The organism is Exiguobacterium sp. PFWT01 (genome assembly GCF_018255795.1).
In the GTDB taxonomy this organism is placed as follows: Bacteria; Bacillota; Bacilli; order Exiguobacteriales; family Exiguobacteriaceae; genus Exiguobacterium.
Genome location: NZ_CP073755.1, coordinates 1,642,883 through 1,663,240 on the forward strand (window position 1 = coordinate 1,642,883; position 20,358 = coordinate 1,663,240).

At 47.6% G+C, this 20,358-nt stretch carries 20 protein-coding genes; 3 read left to right on the forward strand and 17 right to left on the reverse strand.

The genetic code is table 11. The annotated features are described in order from the left end of the window. Positions 1-45: 45 nt before the first annotated feature. From KD909_RS08540 to prsW, 4 genes are all read right to left on the reverse strand, one after another. The gene (locus KD909_RS08540) at positions 46-669 is read right to left on the reverse strand and encodes a lysophospholipid acyltransferase family protein (protein ID WP_211781337.1); all 624 of its coding nucleotides are present in this window, start codon (positions 667-669) and stop codon (positions 46-48) included. Continuing rightward, a complete protein-coding gene (cmk, locus tag KD909_RS08545) occupies positions 666-1,340 on the reverse strand; it encodes a (d)CMP kinase (RefSeq protein WP_211781338.1) in 675 nt (224 codons plus the stop codon). Before cmk ends, KD909_RS08540 begins: the two co-directional genes overlap by 4 nt. Before the next feature lie 74 nt (positions 1,341-1,414). Beyond that, a complete protein-coding gene (locus tag KD909_RS08550) occupies positions 1,415-2,080 on the reverse strand; it encodes a flagellar brake protein (protein WP_031421745.1) in 666 nt (221 codons plus the stop codon). Between the two features lie 15 nt (positions 2,081-2,095). After that, the gene (gene prsW, locus KD909_RS08555) at positions 2,096-2,752 is read right to left on the reverse strand and encodes a glutamic-type intramembrane protease PrsW (protein ID WP_015881456.1); all 657 of its coding nucleotides are present in this window, start codon (positions 2,750-2,752) and stop codon (positions 2,096-2,098) included. 107 nt (positions 2,753-2,859) lie between these two features. Here prsW and KD909_RS08560 point away from each other — a divergent pair, with 107 nt between their 5' ends. Together KD909_RS08560 and KD909_RS08565 are read left to right on the forward strand one after the other, a co-directional pair. Then, a complete protein-coding gene (locus KD909_RS08560; protein WP_015881455.1) occupies positions 2,860-3,831 on the forward strand; it encodes an asparaginase in 972 nt (323 codons plus the stop codon). 51 nt (positions 3,832-3,882) lie between these two features. Continuing rightward, complete coding sequence (locus tag KD909_RS08565) at positions 3,883-4,863, forward strand: YpdA family putative bacillithiol disulfide reductase (protein ID WP_031421743.1); 981 nt, start codon at positions 3,883-3,885, stop codon at positions 4,861-4,863. A gap of 39 nt (positions 4,864-4,902) precedes the next feature. Here the strand turns inward: KD909_RS08565 and KD909_RS08570 are convergent, their stop codons facing one another. The 7 genes from KD909_RS08570 to KD909_RS08600 all read right to left on the reverse strand — a co-directional run bounded on the left by KD909_RS08570 (position 4,903) and on the right by KD909_RS08600 (position 11,649). After that, entirely contained in the window at positions 4,903-6,171 is a 1,269-nt protein-coding gene (locus tag KD909_RS08570; RefSeq protein ID WP_015881453.1) for a Glu/Leu/Phe/Val family dehydrogenase, read from the reverse strand. A 146-nt stretch (positions 6,172-6,317) separates the two neighbouring features. Continuing rightward, on the reverse strand, positions 6,318-7,244 hold the full coding sequence (locus KD909_RS08575) for a D-alanine--D-alanine ligase (RefSeq protein ID WP_015881452.1): 927 nt from the start codon (positions 7,242-7,244) through the stop codon (positions 6,318-6,320). Positions 7,245-7,341: 97 nt separating this feature from the next. Continuing rightward, a complete protein-coding gene (locus KD909_RS08580; protein WP_015881451.1) occupies positions 7,342-7,920 on the reverse strand; it encodes an adaptor protein MecA in 579 nt (192 codons plus the stop codon). Between the two features lie 60 nt (positions 7,921-7,980). Then, positions 7,981-8,844 carry a MerR family transcriptional regulator gene (locus KD909_RS08585; protein ID WP_211781339.1) on the reverse strand — a complete coding sequence of 288 codons (864 nt, stop codon included), beginning with the start codon at positions 8,842-8,844 and terminating at the stop codon, positions 7,981-7,983. A 129-nt stretch (positions 8,845-8,973) separates the two neighbouring features. Then, on the reverse strand, positions 8,974-9,174 hold the full coding sequence (locus KD909_RS08590; protein WP_015881449.1) for a hypothetical protein: 201 nt from the start codon (positions 9,172-9,174) through the stop codon (positions 8,974-8,976). Between the two features lie 41 nt (positions 9,175-9,215). Then, positions 9,216-10,643: a RecQ family ATP-dependent DNA helicase gene (locus tag KD909_RS08595; protein WP_249199013.1), complete on the reverse strand. Its 1,428-nt coding sequence runs from the start codon at positions 10,641-10,643 to the stop codon at positions 9,216-9,218. Next, on the reverse strand, positions 10,627-11,649 hold the full coding sequence (locus KD909_RS08600; RefSeq protein ID WP_015881447.1) for a YpbB family protein: 1,023 nt from the start codon (positions 11,647-11,649) through the stop codon (positions 10,627-10,629). Before KD909_RS08600 ends, KD909_RS08595 begins: the two co-directional genes overlap by 17 nt. 142 nt (positions 11,650-11,791) lie before the next feature. Between KD909_RS08600 and KD909_RS08605 the strand changes: the two genes are divergently transcribed. After that, complete coding sequence (locus KD909_RS08605; RefSeq protein WP_015881446.1) at positions 11,792-12,040, forward strand: ferredoxin; 249 nt, start codon at positions 11,792-11,794, stop codon at positions 12,038-12,040. A gap of 159 nt (positions 12,041-12,199) precedes the next feature. On the opposite strand, the gene KD909_RS08610 is transcribed toward KD909_RS08605, so the two are convergent. The 6 genes from KD909_RS08610 to KD909_RS08635 form a co-directional block, all read right to left on the reverse strand. Next, the gene (locus tag KD909_RS08610; protein WP_015881445.1) at positions 12,200-13,159 is read right to left on the reverse strand and encodes an ABC transporter permease; all 960 of its coding nucleotides are present in this window, start codon (positions 13,157-13,159) and stop codon (positions 12,200-12,202) included. Then, a complete protein-coding gene (locus KD909_RS08615; RefSeq protein ID WP_047795404.1) occupies positions 13,156-14,220 on the reverse strand; it encodes an ABC transporter permease in 1,065 nt (354 codons plus the stop codon). Before KD909_RS08615 ends, KD909_RS08610 begins: the two co-directional genes overlap by 4 nt. After that, the gene (locus KD909_RS08620) at positions 14,217-15,743 is read right to left on the reverse strand and encodes an ABC transporter ATP-binding protein (RefSeq protein ID WP_211781341.1); all 1,527 of its coding nucleotides are present in this window, start codon (positions 15,741-15,743) and stop codon (positions 14,217-14,219) included. The genes KD909_RS08615 and KD909_RS08620 overlap by 4 nt, the downstream gene beginning before the upstream one ends. Positions 15,744-15,806: 63 nt before the next feature. Continuing rightward, positions 15,807-16,892, reverse strand: coding sequence for a BMP family lipoprotein (locus KD909_RS08625; protein WP_211782883.1), 1,086 nt, complete (start codon positions 16,890-16,892; stop codon positions 15,807-15,809). 130 nt (positions 16,893-17,022) lie between these two features. Next, on the reverse strand, positions 17,023-17,742 hold the full coding sequence (locus KD909_RS08630; protein WP_015881441.1) for a GntR family transcriptional regulator: 720 nt from the start codon (positions 17,740-17,742) through the stop codon (positions 17,023-17,025). Between the two features lie 401 nt (positions 17,743-18,143). After that, on the reverse strand, positions 18,144-20,336 hold the full coding sequence (locus tag KD909_RS08635; RefSeq protein WP_211781342.1) for an FtsK/SpoIIIE family DNA translocase: 2,193 nt from the start codon (positions 20,334-20,336) through the stop codon (positions 18,144-18,146). Between the last annotated feature and the right edge of the window lie 22 nt (positions 20,337-20,358).

Here is a 20,358-nt window from a genome sequence, read left to right on the forward strand (position 1 = left end):
ACCTCTATTGAAAGAAGTTTAAACCTCAATTCCACAATCCGTTTTTCACTTCGTGAATGAGTGCTTCAAGTAGAGTTCGGCAATCGTATCCATGATCAAGTCGGCCGCTTCTTGCGCACTCGCCTTGCGTGCTTTCAGTTCTGACAAGTCGATCGGCTTCCCGATGACGACACGGAGTTTCGCGCGAAACTTATACTTGCCAATGATGGCGATCGGTAAAATGTGCGCATCCGAACGCATCGCAAAAAAACCGACACCGGCTTGTGCCTTTCCAAGCGTACCGTCTTTTGAACGCGTTCCTTCCGGAAAGATAGAGATGACTTCATCCTCTTTCAACTTTTGAAGCACGACACGAAGCGCTTGTCGGTCACCTTCCCCACGAGACACCGGAATTTGACCCGCCCGATTTAAAATGTGCTTCAGTACCGGGACACTAAAAAGTTCTTTCTTTGCAAAAAAGCGAAGGGGACGCTGCTTTGGAATCGCACAGGCGAGTAATACCGGGTCCCAATTCGACTGATGGTTCGAACAGACGAGAATCGACCCGTCCATCGGAACGTTCTCCCGTCCGATGAATTCGACCCGAAACGATGCTCGTTGAATGACGTTCACGACAGCTCTCGCTAATCGATACATGCCGAACGGTCCATTGTTCAATGGCTTGCTCATGCTTTCACCTCTTCAATTAATTGTTCAATCGCTTGAACAACTCCGTCAATGGTTAATGTCGTCGTATCGAGGAAATGGGCATCCTCTGCTTGACGTAAAGGTGCCACCTCACGTTCTGAATCGCGTTTGTCACGAAGCGCAATCTCTTCGATCAGTTGTACGTAGTCGCTCGGGATGCCTTTCGAGACATTTTCTTCATGGCGACGACGGGCACGTTCTTCGACCGAAGCGGTCATGAACACTTTTAAGTCGGCATTCGGCAAGACATGTGTCCCGATATCGCGGCCGTCCATGACGACACCGCCTTCTTTAGCCAAATCACGTTGAAGGTCCATCAAGGCATCACGCACTTCAGGTTGACGTGCGACGAAACTGACGTTATTCGTCACTTCGCTTGAGCGAATGACAGTTGTCACCTCTTCTTCGCCGTCAAAAACGCGTTGTCCCTCTTCCGATGGGACGAGTCGTAGTGACATGCCCTCGATCATCTGAGCAAGTGCTGGTCCATCTTCGAGCGCAACCCCTTCATTCAAGGCGCGATACGTTACCGCCCGATAGATTGCACCTGTATCGATGTACACATACCCTAATTGTTTCGCAAGCGACTTGGCAATCGTACTTTTCCCGGCACCCGCCGGTCCATCTAAAGCAATTTGTAATGATTTTTTCATACAAAACGGGTATCGAGTGTTCCCGATACCCTCCTCCTCTCGGTCAATAATCCCGAGAACATCATAACAGTTTTTTATCTTGAAGAAAATACAGACCCTGTCCGCTTTCGCGCTTCAAGCTGAACACGGAAGCAGTATCGCAAAATCGTCTCTTGGTCACGAGGGGTCAAATCTTCGAATGCCAAAGAGAGTTCTTGCTTCACTTCCTGCTTATGTACGCGCACAAGGCGGCTCTTAATACGGAAGAGCTGAGGTGAACCTTGCTCGTCTTCAATTCGAAATACGACAACCAAGGATTCATCCACTTCGACCGGGGCACGGTTCGCGATGATTTTCATCCCACCTGCCGAGACGTCGAGGGATGTCGTTTCAAACGATTCGAAACCTTCCCCATCGGCTGCAAGAACGGTCACGTCAATCATTTCTGGAACACGTAAATATTCACGACGCTGAATCCGCTTGATTTTCTTCTCGTCTGGCAAATTGAACGCATAACGTAATGTCATTTGGGCATCGCTGATCCGTTTCACGATTTTCGTGTCGAACGCGAACAGCTGATTGTCTCCTTGGAAGAAAAAGACCCGCATGGCCTCCTCTTCATGTAAAAAAAACGTTTTGAGTGTCGTCATGTCACTTGGTGACTCAATCCATACGACTTGATCGGTGATGGCCGCAATTTTCGTCTTCCCCTCTGCACGCCCTTCCACTTCGATTCTCAATTCTTGACCTTCTTTTAACATTCTGACTCTTCCCCTTTATTTAAATTGACGACGATTGGATAAGTTGGCCGCTCGCACGAGCAAAAGTGCCACGGTCCATAAAATGACGATATAAAGCACGGCAGGAAGCTTTTGATTCGGTTCGAGTATCAAAATAAAATCAAACGTTCCGTGGATGACGGTCGCGGAAAAGACTGCCATGAACAGCCAGAGCCGTTCGCGTGCCGAATGCTTCGCTCGCCCCAAACAGTACCCCATCACGACGGCGAACAAAGCGTGCCCGCTCACAGGCAGGATTGCTCGCCAAATCGCAATTTCTAATGAATCGTACACCCATAAGTATAAAAAATTCTCTAAAGTCGCAAAGCCTAATGAGCAGGCGACCGCATAGAGAATCCCGTCGTAGTAATCATCAAAGACTTTATGTATATATATTGTATAATAAATCATAAACCATTTAAAAAACTCCTCAAGCAGGGCAGTGGCGACATACGCCTGCCAAAACGGTCCAGTAAGCACTCCCTCTTCAACGAACGCATATTGGATAAACATGATCGGGAACACGAGAACGGCTCCGGCCACGAAAGAACGAATCACATATCCGAGCGGTTCTGCCTCTAACTCATGGCGCAGATAGAAGTAGGAAAGAAGGGCGAGCCCAGGTGCAACCGCAGACAAGGCGATTGCGATCATGATGCATCTCTCCTTTCTCTCCCTAGCATACACTGAATTGTCTGAAAGAAAAAGTAGAGAACGCCTAGAAAATGGAAATCTTCATAAAAATAATTAGGAGGACACTTATGAATCATTTATTACTGATCCACACCGGCGGTACCATCGCCATGTCACAATCCGGCACAGGCCACGTCGAACCGAGCGACGTCAATCCAATCGACGCCACCCTTCCGAAAGCGACGGATATTGCTCACATTACGACAAAACACTTTTCAAATATCCCGTCACCTCACATGACCCCAGAGAAAATGCTTGAATTGGCACAGTTCATCCAACGTGAACTGACACAAGACACGTATGACGGGGTCGTCATCACGCACGGTACCGATACATTAGAAGAGACGGCTTACTTCTTACAAATCACGCTCGGCGCTCCTGTCCCAATCGTGTTGACGGGTGCGATGCGCTCCTCGAACGAGGTCGGTTCGGACGGGGAATTTAATTTGATCACAGCGCTTCGCGTCGCCAAGAGCGAAGCGGCTCGTGGAAAAGGTGTGCTCGTCGTCTTCAACGGTGAGATCCATTCGGCATTCAACGTGACTAAAACGCACACATCTTCAGTCGACACATTCAAGTCTGTACACTTTGGTAACGTGGGTATGGTCACAAAGGACCACGTACTCATCTATAGCCAACCGGCGACGAGACAGCCGAAAATGATTTCGTCCATTTCAAAACGTGTAGCCGTATTGAAAGTCGTCGCAGGCATGGAACCGGATTTACTCGAATCTGTAATTACGCTTGGATACGACGGACTCGTCCTCGAGGTGTTAGGACAAGGGAATGTTCCGCCGTCCCTCTTATCCGCACTCGAACATTTAGTCAAAGAGATTCCCGTCGTAATCGTCAGCCGTTGCTTCAATGGAATCGTTCAAGATGTTTACGGTTACGATGGGGGTGGCAAACAACTGAAAGAGATGGGTGTCATTTTTTCAAACGGATTGAATTCACAAAAAGCTCGTTTACGACTTCTCGTTGAACTCGAGTCCGGCTCATCCCAGTCAGTCATGGAACATAGTTTTAGTTTCCAGCAATAACCTTGCGCAACTGCGCCCCCTTCCCTACAATGAGCAAAGAGGTGATATTCAGTGAACAAACAAGCGATTATTGTAGGTGCCGGACCATGTGGCCTCTCGGCCGCCATCGAACTCGAGAAGATTGGAGTCTCTTGTACGGTGATTGAGCGTGGGAACATCGTCGACGCCATCTATCGGTACCCGACGCATCAAACGTTCTTCTCGTCTGCAAGCCTGCTCGAAATCGGAGACATTCCGTTCATATGTAAGGATTTGAAGCCACGTCGTCAAGATGCACTCGTCTATTATCGAGAAGTCGTCACACGTACTGGTTTAAACGTCCACCCATTCGAAACGGTCGAGTCGGTCGATAAAGAGAATGACCGATTCGTTGTGACATCGAGACATGAACGACGTGGTGAAACCGTTCGCGAAGCGGACTATGTGATATTGGCAACAGGCTATTATGGCCGCCCTCGTCTGCTTGACGTGCCTGGCGAAACGTTGCCGCACGTCCATCACTATTTCAACGAGGCACATCCTTATTATCGACAACACGTCACGATCATCGGCGGGAAAAACTCCGCTGTCGATGCGGCAATCGAACTCGAAAAGGCCGGTGCCTATGTGACGGTGCTCTATCGAGGGGATTCCTATAGCCCTTCCGTCAAACCATGGGTCCTCCCAAACTTCGATTCACTCGTCCGTCATGAGAAAGTTCGAATGGAGTTTGAGGCGACAATCGAACGCATCACCGATGATGGGGTTTACTACCGTCAACATGGTGAAGAGAAACATGTCTATGCAGATCATGTTTTCGCGATGACCGGTTATCAGCCCGACCACCACCTGTTCGAAAGTGCAGGCATTGCGATCGATGAAGAGAGTGGTGTCCCGACGTACGATGAGGACACGTACGAAACAAATGTCGAACACCTCTTCATCGCCGGCGTGGTCGCAGCCGGAAACGATGCGAACAAAATCTTCATTGAGAACGGTAGATTCCACGGCAAGGCGATTGCCGATGCGATTGCGAACCGCATTAACGTATAAAAAAGTTCGGTCAACTTGAGTTGACCGAACTTTTTTTGATTAGACCCACCCACGGAAACGTGAAGCTTCCGCCATTTTGCGTACACCGACCATGTAGGCGGCGAGACGCATATCGACTTTACGGGCTGAAGATGTATTGTATACCGTATTGAACGAGTGAACGAGTACTTTTTCAAGTTTCTCCTCAACTTCTTCTTCCGTCCAATAGTAACCTTGGTTGTTTTGTACCCATTCGAAGTATGACACCGTAACCCCACCACTTGACGCCAACACGTCAGGCACGAGGAGAATTCCACGTTCAGTCAAAATTTTCGTTGCTTCGTTCGTCGTTGGACCGTTGGCCGCCTCGACCACGATCGATGCTTTGATCGCATCCGCATTGTCTTCTGTAATTTGGTTCTCGATCGCAGCCGGAACCAAAATATCACAATCGAGCTCTAACATTTCTTTGTTTGAGATCGTATTTTTAAACAATGTCGAAATCGTACCGAATGAATCGCGACGATCTAACAAGTAAGGGATATCGAGACCGTTCTCATCATGGATGGCTCCATACGCGTCACTGACTGCAATGACTTTCGCCCCTGCATCGTACATGAATTTAGAAAGGAAACTTCCCGCGTTTCCGAATCCTTGGACGACGACCCGTGCACCTTTCAATTCGATTCCGCGACGGAGTGCCGCTTCACGAATCATGATGGCCACGCCTTTTGCCGTCGCGGTCTCACGACCATGCGACCCTCCAAGAACGAGCGGTTTTCCTGTGATGAATCCAGGTGAGTTGAATTCATCGATGCGACTGTATTCATCCATCATCCATGCCATGATCTGTGAGTTTGTGAACACGTCCGGAGCTGGGATATCTTTTGTCGGTCCAACAATTTGACTGATGGCCCGGACGTATCCGCGACTTAAACGTTCGATTTCACGGAAACTCATCTCGCGTGGGTCACAGACGATTCCGCCTTTCCCACCACCGTAAGGCAAGTCGACGATTCCTGCTTTTAAACTCATCCATACAGATAATGCTTTGACTTCTACCTCCGTTACGCTCGGGTGGAACCGAATTCCCCCTTTAGTCGGTCCGACCGCATCATTGTGTTGAGCGCGATAGCCTGTGAAGATCTTCGTTGAGCCATCGTCCATGCGAACAGGGATCCGAACGGTCAGCATGCGAAGCGGTTCTTTTAATAACTCGTACATCTCATCTGGATAGCCGAGTTTATCTAAAGCTTCGTGAATTACCTCTTGTGTCGATTCCAAGATGTTTTTTCGTTTTTGATGACCTTTTTCTTGATCCGTAATCATGAAGGTTTCCTCCCCTAAATTGTCAATTCTCCCCCAAGAATTAACCTCGTATTCGTTTAAAAGTATAGCTGATACGCGTTCAATTTGAAAGGGCTTTTCAAAAATAATGAAAGCGTTTTCTTAATGGATGACGTGATTCAGATGTCTTACTTCGCTACGCGCTCAAGTGCGAGCTCGATAAAGCGTTCCAAAAGCTCACCGTACGAGATTCCGACTGTCTTAGCACTATCCGGAAACAGGCTAAGCGGCGTCATGCCCGGTAACGTATTCGTCTCTAGAATGTAGGCTTTGCCTTCTTCTGAAACGAGGAAGTCAGAGCGCGAATATCCTGAACAACCGAGCGCGCGATGCGCCAGGACTGCCGCCTGTTGAACCTCTGATGTCAAATCGTCCGAGATTTCAGCCGGACAGACATGAATCGAACCACCTTCTGTATACTTCGATTCATAGTCGTAAAATTCATTTTTTGGAATGATTTCAATGACAGGAAGAGCCTCTTCCTTCCCGAAGTTCCCGATGACGGGAACTGTCAGCTCTTTCCCTTTGATGTACTGTTCGACAAGTACCGCTGAATCACAAGCAAACGCCTTTTCAATTCCTTCACGTAACATCGCTTCGTCCATGGCAATCGTCAGACCATTCGACGATCCTTCCTGCGCTGGTTTGACGACACATGGGAATTCCATCCCCCACTCAGCGACTTTTGCATCGATCGATTCCCGTGACTCGATTAAGACGTCACGCGCGACTCGGATCCCGGATGCCGCGAAGATGATCTTCGCTCTCGCCTTGTCCATCGCCAGTGCAGATGCCAAAACACCTGATCCCGTGTAAGGAATCCCAGCCATTTCTAATAACGATTGCACACGACCATCTTCACCATACTTCCCGTGCAACGCACTGACGACGACGTCGACGTCCAGCGTTAATAACTCGTTCGCACGTTCCGGATGAAAGTCAATGGCCGTGACCTCATGACCACGTTCCGTCAACGCTTCTATCATTCCTTGCCCGCTCGTGAGGGATACCTCTCGTTCTCCTGACACTCCACCATATAAAACAGCGACTTTCATTCCAATCTCTCCTTCAACTAACTACTGAAAATTCAAGTCTAATCATAACACGGACATCCTAAAAACAATAGGAACAGAAAAGTAAAAAAAGCCGTACTCATGCGAATGCATCGTACAGCTCTTTCACGGCTTGTTCAGTTTGAATCGTCTTTCCGTATTCCATCATAACGTACGGGCTGACCGTAGTCGTCTTGCCGTACTCGGACAAAATGGCCGCGAGTCGTTCTTCCACTTGTGAAGGAAGCACCTCAACGAAGTGAAGATAGTAACGACCGTTGTAATGATAAAGCGTCCCACCCTGCTCGGTTTCATGTATATGCGGGAACAGACGAATCGAGGCGTTGATCACATCTTCAATGTCATCGAACTGATAAATCAAATGATGGATCACATCAATCGTCAATCGAATCTCGACCTGTTCGACATCGAGCTCAGCAATCGCTTCACCTTTTTGAACATCGATGACGAGTCCATCGCGAGGAAACATTGTCACATTCAAATCAACCGCTCCTTGCGGTGAAAATCCGTACTCACTTTCTGCTGTTTCAAGTAGTTCTTTCCACAGTTGCTGACCGTTTTCCCCCACGATCGTATCGATGGCGATTCCACGTAACGAGAGCTCATTCGCAGTCACATATACACGAAGATGTTCTTTTGTTTGTTTTTCAAATCTCAATCGAAAACCTCCAGTGAATAGTCAATCCTAATAATAAGCTACTCCCGTTTTCATCCCGTGTCAAATAGTTGATAACCATTTTGTCCACTCTTCAGGAGCGTCGCCAAGAAATGACCCATTGAATCGACCTCTCTCCAGGCTGACCGCATATCCACCGGCACCGATTTTTAAGTCAGGATGCTCGTTTTGAATAAAATCCATCGCCTCTAACAAGTTCGGAATATGCTCAGTCAACGTACATGCGAAGATGAGACAAGACGTGTCGATATCATGTAACGCTTTACTCAAATCTTCTTTCGGGAAACCCGCTCCCAAAAAGATGACGTCGTATCCATGTTGACGCAAATAGAGCGTGACAAACAATAATCCGATCTCATGCATCTCCCCAGGTGCACAGACACACGTGATACGTGGCAGGAAGGGGTTCATCGGCATTTGAAGGGACAGCGTCGAAAGTCGCGCTCGTAAAAATGCCGTGGCGAAATGCTCATGGGCGATGGTAATCGAGCCATCCTCCCATCGTGAACCGATTTCCATGAGCAGTGGCCCAATCACATCCTTCGTCACTTTTTCAAAACTGAACGTATTAAACGCACGATTGATCAAATCATGGGCCGTCCGTTCATCAAATGAGAGCAACGCATGGAGCAGCCCGTCTTTCAACTCCTCATCGTACAGTTTGGCCGTTGTCGGTTCTGGCTCAGGCGCTTGATGAAGTTGTTGAATGGCTTGTGAGACAGAAAGCCCTTCTTTCTGCTTGTCCACGACCCACTTGATTTTTTCGACATCTTGATCTGAATATAGGCGGTGACCGGATTCTGTTCGGCTCGGCACGATAAATTGATAGCGACGTTCCCAAGCGCGAATTGTCGTCGGATTGACGCCGGTCAAGGTCGCCACGGTTTTAATGGAGTATTTCGGCATCTCCGCCCTCCTCTCTTACTCGTTCTTATGATATAAGTATATCCTCAACGCAATAGGTTTACCCCTTTTATTGTGCAATCGAGAACTTTTTAAGAATAAAAAAAGATGCGAACTCTGTCCGCACCTCGTTTAAAATATGGCGTGTCGCCCGATATATATGAAAATGAGAATAATCGCTAGCATGGCGAAGGTTAATGTCATCGCCAACGGGCGCTTCATCCAGTTATCATTTAACTTCCTCTTCCGTTCGCCCTCTTGCCTCTCAGCTCGAGACGGCAACGTGTCCGCCAATTGCTCGCGTAAAGAATCCGCCTGATTCCGATGTCGCAACGTATGCCCTCCTTTACCTTTTTTATCATTTTACTATGATATTATTCAAAGGAAAAGATTTGCGTCAACCGAATTTTCCATTCTGTCACATTTTTTCGGACGATTTGCAGTGTATCCGGGAACGGATTCGGCCCACAAACATCACAGCATTCTTCTTGGTCGACCGTTTGTTCGGAAAAATAACGAAGCAAGTAATCGCGTCGGCATGTCCGGATGAGGGCATAATCCATCATCTGTCCGAGTTGACGATACCGATCACGCTTTCTTTCCTTTACCCAATCGAGTGCTTCTTGAAGCGAACGTTCTGTCAACAATTGCTTCAGCAGGAGAAACTTCGGGTCTTCTTCATTCATGCGTAACAACCTTGGTAGTTGCGCGAGCGACGTCCCGTTCTCACGTTCAAAATAGGCTAGTCGCATGTCCTCGTCTTTCGGGTACTGCCCGTCGATTAAAAATTGCTGGATGCGTTCGTCGCCATCGGCATATAGAAGGACCGCGAATGCGGGTTGCCCGTCACGTCCCGCTCGTCCGATTTCCTGCATGTATGCCTCGACGGTAGCCGGCAACTGAAAATGAACGACAGAACGGACGTTGTCTTTGTTCACACCCATCCCGAACGCACTCGTGCATACCATGACCGACACTTCGTCCCGTAAAAACTGGGACTGCACGAGTCGCCTGTCTTCCGTAGACATGCCTCCATGGTAAAACAATGCATCCTCTAGCTCAAAGGCTAACGCCTCTGCCTCGCGACGGGTCGCCGTGTAAACGACTGCAGGTTTGGGAATCTCTTCAATCAACTCTTTCAATCGGTCAAGTTTCTTCTCCTTTTCCAACCGTTCAACCAACAATCGGATTTCCGGACGATTGGCAGAGTGGACGAATTGTTCAGGTGAGAACAGTGCCAGCTTTTCAATGATGTCCTGTTTCACGCCTTCTGGCGCCGTCGCCGTGACCGCCATACACTGGGGACTCCCAATCTGTTTTCGCAACTCACCTAAACGCGCATACTCAGGACGGAACTCATGCCCCCATTGTGAGATACAGTGCGCCTCGTCAATGACGAGCATTTGAATTTTCACATTCGCCAGAGCACGCGTCACATAAGGAACGGCCAATTGTTCAGGTGAAAGATATAAAAAACGGTAACGTTTCAAATGGTTGATGATGTCCTGCTTCTCTTCAGCCGATTCCATCGACGTCAAACGAGCGACACCACGCTCTCCCCGTTCTCGTATATGCAGCATCTGGTCCTCAATGAGTGAGAGTAATGGCGAGACAATCACCGTGAGCCCTTGATTTTTAATATAAGAAGGAAGTTGGAACGTCAGCGATTTTCCCGCCCCCGTCGGCATGACGGCCAATACATCCTGCCCTTCGATCACGGCATGTATGATGTCGTGTTGTCCAGGGCGAAACGATTCATACCCGAACACTCGTTTTAATGTCGCTTCATACAAAACTCTCACCTCGTTTCAGTCTGGCGAAGACGAGTCGAATTTGAAAATAACTGACACGCCCCATTTTCTCAAATACCGGTTTCAACGCCCAGCTATCCGGATGCCGCAACTCTTCAATCGTGACCACATCCTCCATCGGTACAAATTGTTCGAGCGGGAAGACTTCTAAATACATCGCCATCTCGACGACATGGTCTTCAATCGTACTCGTACGTAAACGCCGTTTCGCTTGAACCTGTTGGAACGTGTATCCCTTTAAGAACAACTCATATGACTCACGTGCTGAATAGGTCATCCGGTCCGTCGATAAGCCGTACGTAAACCCCCGTAGTTTGGCATCATCCGGCAAGACCATCAACAGTTCGTTCCATCCGGCCAAAAAATACAAACGAGCCGTCTCGGCATCAACATGAAGCAGGCTGGCGATTTGTTCATACGTCAGACCCGTCTCAAACGCTCCTGTGAATCGATAGACGACGGCCGTCGCATACGGGTCCCCGATTTGTTCAAGTGCTTGTTCAATCTCTTGATGAAACGTTCGCATGAGCGCTTTCCAATCTCGATCAAGATGTAACAACTGCTTGACCCATTGCTCTGCCGGACGATCGGCTTGTACCGGATAGAATGTCCGGGCATGTTCTTTTGACATGAACGTCTGCACGAATAAACTCAAGCGTTTCCACGTCGTCGCATTAAAATCACGGCGTTCCCCGCCCAACCGATTGAATAGTTGCTCGACCGATTCAGGTGAAGCCAGCATTTCTCCCGCCTCTGTCAATCTGAATCGTTTACGGTCGAGCCATCCTCGTTTCTCAAGTTGTTTCAGGACAGATTCATACGAATAAGTCGTTTGTGGAAACTGTCCAAAAAGAGGCTCTAAGTCATAAAAAAATGCGTCCTGTAGAGTCGTGGCCGAGCGCTTTCCATTCAGGACATGGTAGAGACTTCGCTCACTCCGTTCTCCATTTAATCGTTTAATGGCCAGCAGTAGAACTCCATCCGCTAAATGAACCAAATCGTCACTTCCTTAAAAAAATCATTATCCTACCAAAAAGACGCTCGTTTCCTCATTGAAATAATTGGGTATGTAGACTACAATTACTCATAGTCAGTAGAATGATTTCTAAGAGAAACGAACCGTTTGGAGGGTTATTATCATGGCAAAATTTACAATCGTCGATAAAGATACATGTATCGCATGCGGAGCTTGCGGCGCGGCAGCACCAGATATTTACGATTATGATGATGAAGGTCTTGCGTTCAACTTGATGGATGACAACACAGGTACTGTTGAAATCCCAGATGAGCTATACGAAGACATGATGGATGCATTCGAGGGTTGTCCGACAGACTCGATCAAAGTAGCGGACGAGTCGTTTGACGGCGACGCTTTAAAATTCGAATAATCGCGAAAGACATATCTGTCCTGTGACTGATATGTCTTTTTTATGTTTTCGCATGTAACCTAGTCTAATCATGACATCTCTAGACAAGTATATCAAAAAAGGTTGTTTGGCTTAAGCGCCAAACAACCTGGATGAAATGGACATATGTCCTATCTCGAATTAACGTTTCCCTTTAATATATGGGATACCGACTGACTTCGGCGCATCCGCACGACCAACGAGTCCAGCGAGAGCGAGAATCGTGAGCGCGTATGGTGCAATCAAGAGCAAGAGTTGCGGCACGTTATTGATGACCGGCAAGTTGCTTCCGATGATCGAAAGGGCTTGAGCGAATCCAAAGAACAATCCGGCACCAAGCGCTCCGAGCGGATTCCATTTACCGAAAATCATTGCGGCAATCGCCAAGAACCCTTGACCAACGATGGTCGTTCCGCTGAAGTTCGTCGTGACCGTCACAGCATAAACCGCTCCGGCAAGACCACCAAATGCACCAGAGAGCATGACGCCCATGAAGCGCATTTTCGTGACGTTGATTCCCATCGTATCAGCGGCCATCGGATGTTCACCGACCGAACGAAGACGAAGTCCAAACGGCGTCTTGAAGATGACGAACCAGACGACGAACGCCAAGGCGATCGCAACGAACGACGTGTATTGGACGTTGATAAAGAACATCTTCAACACGGGAATATCGGATAAAAAGGGTACATTTTCTTTCGCGATCCGGTACTCGATAAAGTCCGTCTGCCCTTTGTTGTAAAGAACACGAACGACGAAGATAGCGAGACCGATGGCGAGCATGTTGATCGCCACCCCGAGAACCGTCTGGTCCGCACGCCAAAGGATGGCAGGAACGGCCAAGAAGAGGGAGAACAACGCGCCGACCACCATGGCGACAAGCAAGGCAATCCATGGGCTAGAGGCACCAACACCTAAATCAGTCAAGGTGAGCGTCGTGATGATTCCTGTCGCGGCACCGATGACCATGATTCCTTCAAGGGCGATGTTGACGACACCAGAACGTTCACTGAAGATTCCACCAAGTGCTGCGATAATGAGTGGAGTCGCATAGGCAAGCGCAACCGGAACGACGATATAAAGGACTTCTAAGAAGTTCATTTTTTCTCCACTCCTTTCTTACGATTTCCTTTAAGTTTCTCAACGACATAGTTGATCGCATATCCAGACGCTACAAAGATGACGATGGCTGCGATGATGACTTTGACGAGCTCAGATGGTACGTTCGCACCGAGCTGCATCGCCAATCCACCGATGTTCAACCCTGCGAAGAGAATCGCTGCTAAAATGACACCAATCGCAGTGTTCGCACCAAGAAGGGCGACGGCAATCCCGTCAAATCCGACACCAGTGAACGATGCCGAGAGGGTCATACTGCCGAATGTTCCGAGACCTTCCATCGCACCAGCGAGACCGGCGAACATACCAGAGATGACGAACGATAGGACGATGTTACGGTTGACGCTCATCCCTGCGTATTGTGATGCATGTTTGTTGAATCCGACGGCACGTAACTCATAACCGAGTGTCGTACGTTGAAGGATATAGTAGTATACGATTGCCGCAAGTACTGCGACAAGCACACCCCAGTGAAGACGTGAATACGTCGTCAACTCTTGGAGCCATGGCGAGGCGAGAGACGCCGAGTCGTTGATTGACTCTGTACGCTCGTTCGTTACGCCGATGACGCTACGCAAAATCGCGTTCGTCGTGTATAGCGCGATATAGTTCATCATGATTGACGTGATGACTTCATGCACGTAAAACTTCGCTTTCAAGAATCCAGGAACGAACGCCCAAATTGCAGCTGCGACCATTGCCGCGAGGAGCGCGAGCGGTAAATGGATGAACATCGGTAAGTCGAAGTTAATCCCTACATAAACGGCTGCGACCCAGCCGATCAACACTTGTCCTTCTACCCCGATGTTGAATAGTCCTGTACGGAAGGCGAATGCAACCGCAAGACCCGAGAAGATGAGCGGGGCTGCAGCACGTAATGTTTCACCGACGGCATACGGACTACCAAACATCCCCTCAAATAATGAGATAAACCCTTGAACTGGGTCGTATCCACCAATCAACATGACGATGGCCCCGACGAGCAGTCCTAAAATGATGGATAGGAATGGAATGAGAAGTTGGTTTAAACTTAATTTTTTCATTCTGTTTCGTCCCCTCTCTGACCGCCGGCCATCAAGAAGCCAAGTTCTTGTTCCGTCGTCTCTTTCGGATCACGAATCCCTACAATTTTCCCTTCGTAGAGAACAGCAATACGGTCGGATACGTGTAAAATCTCATCTAGCTCAAACGAAATGAGTAGGACGGCACGTCCTTTTTCACGTTCTTTAATAAGCTGCTCGTGAATGAATTCAATCGCACCGACGTCGAGACCACGAGTCGGTTGAGCGGCGATGAGTAAATCTGGTGAGCGATCGACTTCACGTGCGATGATCGCTTTCTGTTGGTTCCCTCCCGAGAGAGCACGAGCTGGAACATCAATTGATGGAGTTCGGACGTCAAACTTCTCAATCAACGCCTTCGCCTTCTCAGCAACAGCCTTATAATTCATGAGACCTCGTTTCGAGAATGGTTCTTTATAGTACGTTTGAAGTACCATGTTGTCACGAATCGAGTAATCAAGTACGAGACCATGTTTATGACGGTCTTGAGGAATGTGTCCGATTCCTGCCTCGGTCATCTTACGCGGCGTGTGTCCCGTCACATCTTTTCCATTGAGCAGGACTTTACCGGACTCCGGCTTTTTCAACCCAGAGATAGCTTCAATCAATTCTGTCTGACCATTGCCGTCAATCCCGGCAATTCCAAGTACTTCTCCGGCGCGAATCTGCAAGTCCAATCCTTCGACGACTTTCAAACCGCGACTGTCTTTGACGACGAGGTTTTGAACGTCGAGAACGACTTGTTGTGGATCGGCTTTCGAATATTCTGCATCAAAGTTAACTTCGCGTCCGACCATCATCTCTGCAAGACTGTCTTCATTCACCGTTTCATCCACTTCGACTGTGCCGATATAGCGTCCACGACGAATGACAGTACATCGGTCCGCGACTTGCATGATTTCCTTCAGCTTGTGCGTAATCAAGATGATCGACTTACCTTCAGCAATCAGACGTTTCATAATTTGGATAAGTTCTTGAATCTCTTGTGGTGTCAACACTGCCGTCGGTTCATCAAAAATCAGAATATCTGCTCCACGATAGAGCGTCTTCAGAATTTCTACACGTTGTTGCATGCCGACTGAAATATCTTCAATCTTCGCATCCGGATCAATTCTAAGTCCGTATTGCTCCGAAATCTCCATGACCTTCTTACGAGCCGTGGCGCGATCGATTGTGATGCCACTCTTTGGCTCAAGACCAAGAATGATATTTTCAGTGACTGTGAATTTTTCAACCAACATAAAGTGTTGATGGACCATTCCGATCCCAAGCTCGTTGGCGATGTTCGGATTTTCAATATCCACTTTCTTTCCGTGTACGCGAATCTCTCCGCCTTCAGGCTGATAAAGACCAAACAACACGTTCATGAGCGTCGATTTTCCGGCCCCGTTTTCTCCTAAAAGTGCATGGATTTCTCCTTTACGCAATTGGAGCGTGATATTGTCGTTCGCAACGAACGTACCGAACTCTTTTCGAATATTTAGCATTTCAATTACATATTCCAAGGAAGTTCACCCCTAACTTTAAGTAAAGGGAGACCACATGGGTCCCCCCTCAACTCAAACAAATTATTTTACGTTTTTCATGAACTCTTCGAACTCAGCGTCAGTAGCTGGTGCAACAACATCACCATCGATGATTTGTTGACGATACTCATCAACTTTAGTGAGCACGTCTGCAGCAACGTTTTCTTCAGAAGTTGGTGCGATTCCTACACCTTCATCTTTAAGTGAGAATTCAACCACTTCACCAGCTGGGAACTTACCGTCCATCGCCATTTTCGACACTTCGAGTGTCGCTGTATCTACACGTTTAACCATTGACGTAAGAGTAACGTTCTCTGGAAGACCTTCTTCGTACTGGTCACGGTCAACCCCGATGACCCAAACTTCTTCACCGTTTTTCTTACGGTTTTTCGCTTCAGTGAATACACCTACACCTGTACCACCAGCTGCATGATAGATGATATCAGATCCTGATCCATACATACCTGACGCAATCGCAGTTCCTTTTTCAGCTGAGTTGAAGTCTTCAGCATATTTTACGTCGATTGTCGCATCAGGGTTTACAGCCATGACACCAGCTTTAAATCCATTTTCAAACTTCTTGATCAAGTCTGATTCTACTCCACCGATGAAACCAACTTTATCAGTCGTCGTTGTAAGACCAGCCACTACACCTACGAGGAATGAACCTTCTTGTTCTTTAAACGTGATTGAAGCAACGTTCGGTGCATCTACAACCGAGTCAACGATTGCAAAGTTGTTATCAGGGAATTGTTCAGCAACTTTTCCGATATCCTCTGCCATCAAGAAACCGATTCCGTAAATCAAATCAAATTGATCACGTGCCAATTGCTGCAAGTTAGGCTGATAGTCTGCTTGTTTTGCTGATTGAAGGTATTTATATCCTTCGTTTTCAGTTAAGCTATTTTCTTCACCAAACTTTTTCAAACCTTCCCATGCTGATTGGTTAAATGATTTGTCATCAACACCACCAGTATCCGTTACCATTGCAACTTTGAAGTCGCCGCCTTCGCCGCCTTCACCGTTTGAAGATGAGCCTTCGTTGTCATCTCCACCACATGCTGCGAGTACTGTAGAGAGTGTGAGTCCTGCTGCTAAAGCTGAGAGAATCGTTTTCTTTTTGTTCATCATCGTCGTGTTTCCCCTTTCGGTTCATAACAATTTTCGTTGTCATGTTATCAGTAGTCTTTACACCGGTATAAGAAAGCGCTTTCACGCTATTCCCCAAAAATAACTCTTCCGTCCAGAAACTGCTCGTCTAAACTCGTTTACGTACGACATGGAAGTCGAATCGATCAGCACGGAAAAAGTTGGCCGAATCGAGTAATGGTAAATCACTCTCATCATAATGCAATTGTTTTAAAGCGAGTAACGGTTGGTCCGTCTGAAGTTGTGACGAGATTTCAGCGCTGACACTCGGTTCGATGTGCGTGATCGCATAAGCGACTCGACGTCCTACCTCTTGTTCGAGAGAATCAAACAACGATTTCCCTTCAGTCAATGCCTCAGGATTTGAGACGAGATGGGCCGGCACTTTATCGACACAATACACAACCGGTGTGTCGTCCGCATATCGAATTCGAACAATTCGATAAATCGGTGAGTTCGGCTCAATCTTGAGACGCTCGGCTTCTCTCTCTGTTGCCAACACTTTCTCGGCCACCAATACTTTCGTTCCTGGTGTCATCTTCGCTCGTGTGATCATGTCAGTGACACTGAACAATTCTTCAATCCCTGACGTGAATGGCGGTTTAGAACTGATAAATGTCCCTACCCCATGCTTTCGCACGACAAATTTCTCGTCTTCGAGAATTCGGAGCGCTTCGCGAAGTGTCGCTCGACTGACTCCAAGTTGCTTCGAAAGTTCAAATTCTGAAGGTAATTTTTCCCCTTCACGATAGACACCAGCGTCGATATCTTGCTTAATTTTCTCAATCACTCGAAGATAGAGCAATCGATGATCGAGCTTAATCGACATTGGCCTCACCACCTTTAATTTACTTACCAGTGCTCAGACATCTGACGTATGAATGTCCTTGCCAATATTAAGTATAGGGATTCGAGAATTAGAACGCAATAGTTTTTGTTCGGAATCAAGGAAATATTTTTTCAGAACATGTTGAACCATACCTTTGAGTCCATTTTACTCATTTTCAACCCCATTGAAAAATTTTTGTAAAATGTAAACGTTATTAAAAAATGTAAGCGTTTCAGTGATTTTTAAAAGTATGTACCAATTCGGTATATAGGACATATGTGCTATATTACATTTATATTATAGCGAACATCTCAGAATAGAGCGAATATTATTATATCGTATATACAGTATTAAAAAACGAACGATTATATATCGATATATATAATCGTTCGTTTTTGTAGTTATTCTTCTTGTTCTTGAATGAGTACTTTCCTTGGTTTTGAACCTTCTGACGGACCGACATACCCCGCTTCCTCAAGTGAGTCAATCAAACGGGCGGCACGATTATACCCGATACGAAATCTACGTTGAATCATCGAAGTCGATGCCGTCTCTTGTGTCACGATGAATTGCACGACTTCTCCGAACAATGAATCATCCGAGTCAATCGTCGTCACTTCTTCTTCTTTTGGCATCATCGCTTCCACATATTGCGCACGCTGCTGCGCGATGACATGATTGACGACCGTCTCGACTTCTTGATCGGAGACGAATGCACCTTGTACACGGACCGGCTTGTTCATTCCGTTCGCAAGCATCAACATGTCACCGCGTCCAAGCAGTTTTTCTGCTCCCCCGCCATCAAGAATGGTCCTTGAATCGGTTTGCGATGAGACGGCGAAGGCGATGCGGGACGGAATGTTCGCCTTGATGACGCCTGTGATGACGTCGACAGATGGGCGCTGTGTCGCGAGGACCATATGAATGCCGGCAGCACGTGCCATTTGTGCAAGTCGCATGATGGCATCTTCGACGTCATTTGATGCGACCATCATCAAGTCCGCCAATTCATCGACGATCACAACGATGAACGGCAAACGTTTCGCATCCTCGTCATCTGACTGATCGACGAGTTCATTGTACCCTTCGATATTGCGAACTCCATATCGACTGAACAGTTCATATCGTCGTTCCATCTCTGCGACGACCTGCTTCAGTGCTTGTGCGGCTTTTTTCGGATCTGTGACGACCGGTGTCAACAGGTGTGGCACACCGTTATAGACGTTCAACTCGACCATCTTCGGATCAATCATCATAAGTCGGACCTCATCGGGTCGAGAACGCATCAAGAGTGACACGATCATACCATTGATACAGACGGATTTCCCAGACCCTGTCGATCCTGCGACAAGCAAATGCGGCATTTTATTGAGCGAGATTCCAACCGTCTCGCCACTGATACTACGACCGAGTGCGACGAGCAACTTCGAGTCATCTTGTTTCACCGGTTCTGCTTCCAGTACTTCACGTAAGCATACCGGTGCGACCTCCTGGTTAGGCACTTCAATACCAATTGCGGCTTTACCGGGAATCGGAGCTTCAATCCGAATATCTTTTGCAGCCAGCGCCAATGCCAAATCATCACTCAATGAGGTGATGCGACTGACCTTCACACCAATATCCGGTTGTAGTTCATATTTCGTGACGGTTGGACCAAGGTGGATCTTCAACACTTTGACGCCGACTCCGAATGACTTAAGCGTCTTTACAAGCTTGGATGCATTTTCTTTCAATCGCGCATTCTCACCAGACAAATCCGTAATGACGGGCTCTTTCAAATTCGAGAATGGCGGAAGTTCGTATGTATCCGAGACATCTTGGGCCGCAGTCATCATCATCTCCTCGGTCGTGATCGTGGAATCGACTTCCGAAGAATCCGTTCGAGTCTGATTGTTCTTCTCACTTTTTTCCGCTACGACCTTTTCACTAAACCCGACGATTGGAATGTCTTGCATCGTGACCACATCTGACTCTACTTCCGCGTCCGGCTGCGTTTCCTCTTGTTTTGGACGAGGTGACGTCTTGCGCGTTCGTTTCGTCTCTTGCTGCTTTTCCGCTTTCGGTCTGGCTTGCCATTCTTTTCTGACGGCCGTGACGGATTCCTGCATTCGATGATAGAGCGTTCCCCAAATCGTTGGGGTATAGAGCGAGACACCGACGAGGAAGCAGACGATTCCTAAGAAGACAATCCCGAAGTCAGAGAATAAATATTGATTCAAGTTATAGAAAGTGCCATTGATGCCACCCCTCGCCTCTCCCCAAAGTAAGTCTCCAAATAGTAAGAACGAGGCGAGCATCGAGAATAGTCCCGCTCGTCGCATCGGCTTCATCGGAGTGAGGACAATCCATAACAAGACAGCCATCATCAAGTAAGTGAGCGCACCCCATCCTCCGAAAAGATAGACAGATAAGTCGGACAACTGTTTACCGATCCACCCTAAATCAAATAAGGCAAATACGAATGCGACGATGGCGAGGACAAAGATGACCCACCCATATGTACGTGGCGCAATCGGTTGTTTTTTACGGTTCCTCGTATTTCGCGTCGCTGGCCGCTTTCGCTTTACGGGAGTCTTTCTTGTTTTTTGAGCCACATCAGTTCCTCCTAAAAAAAAT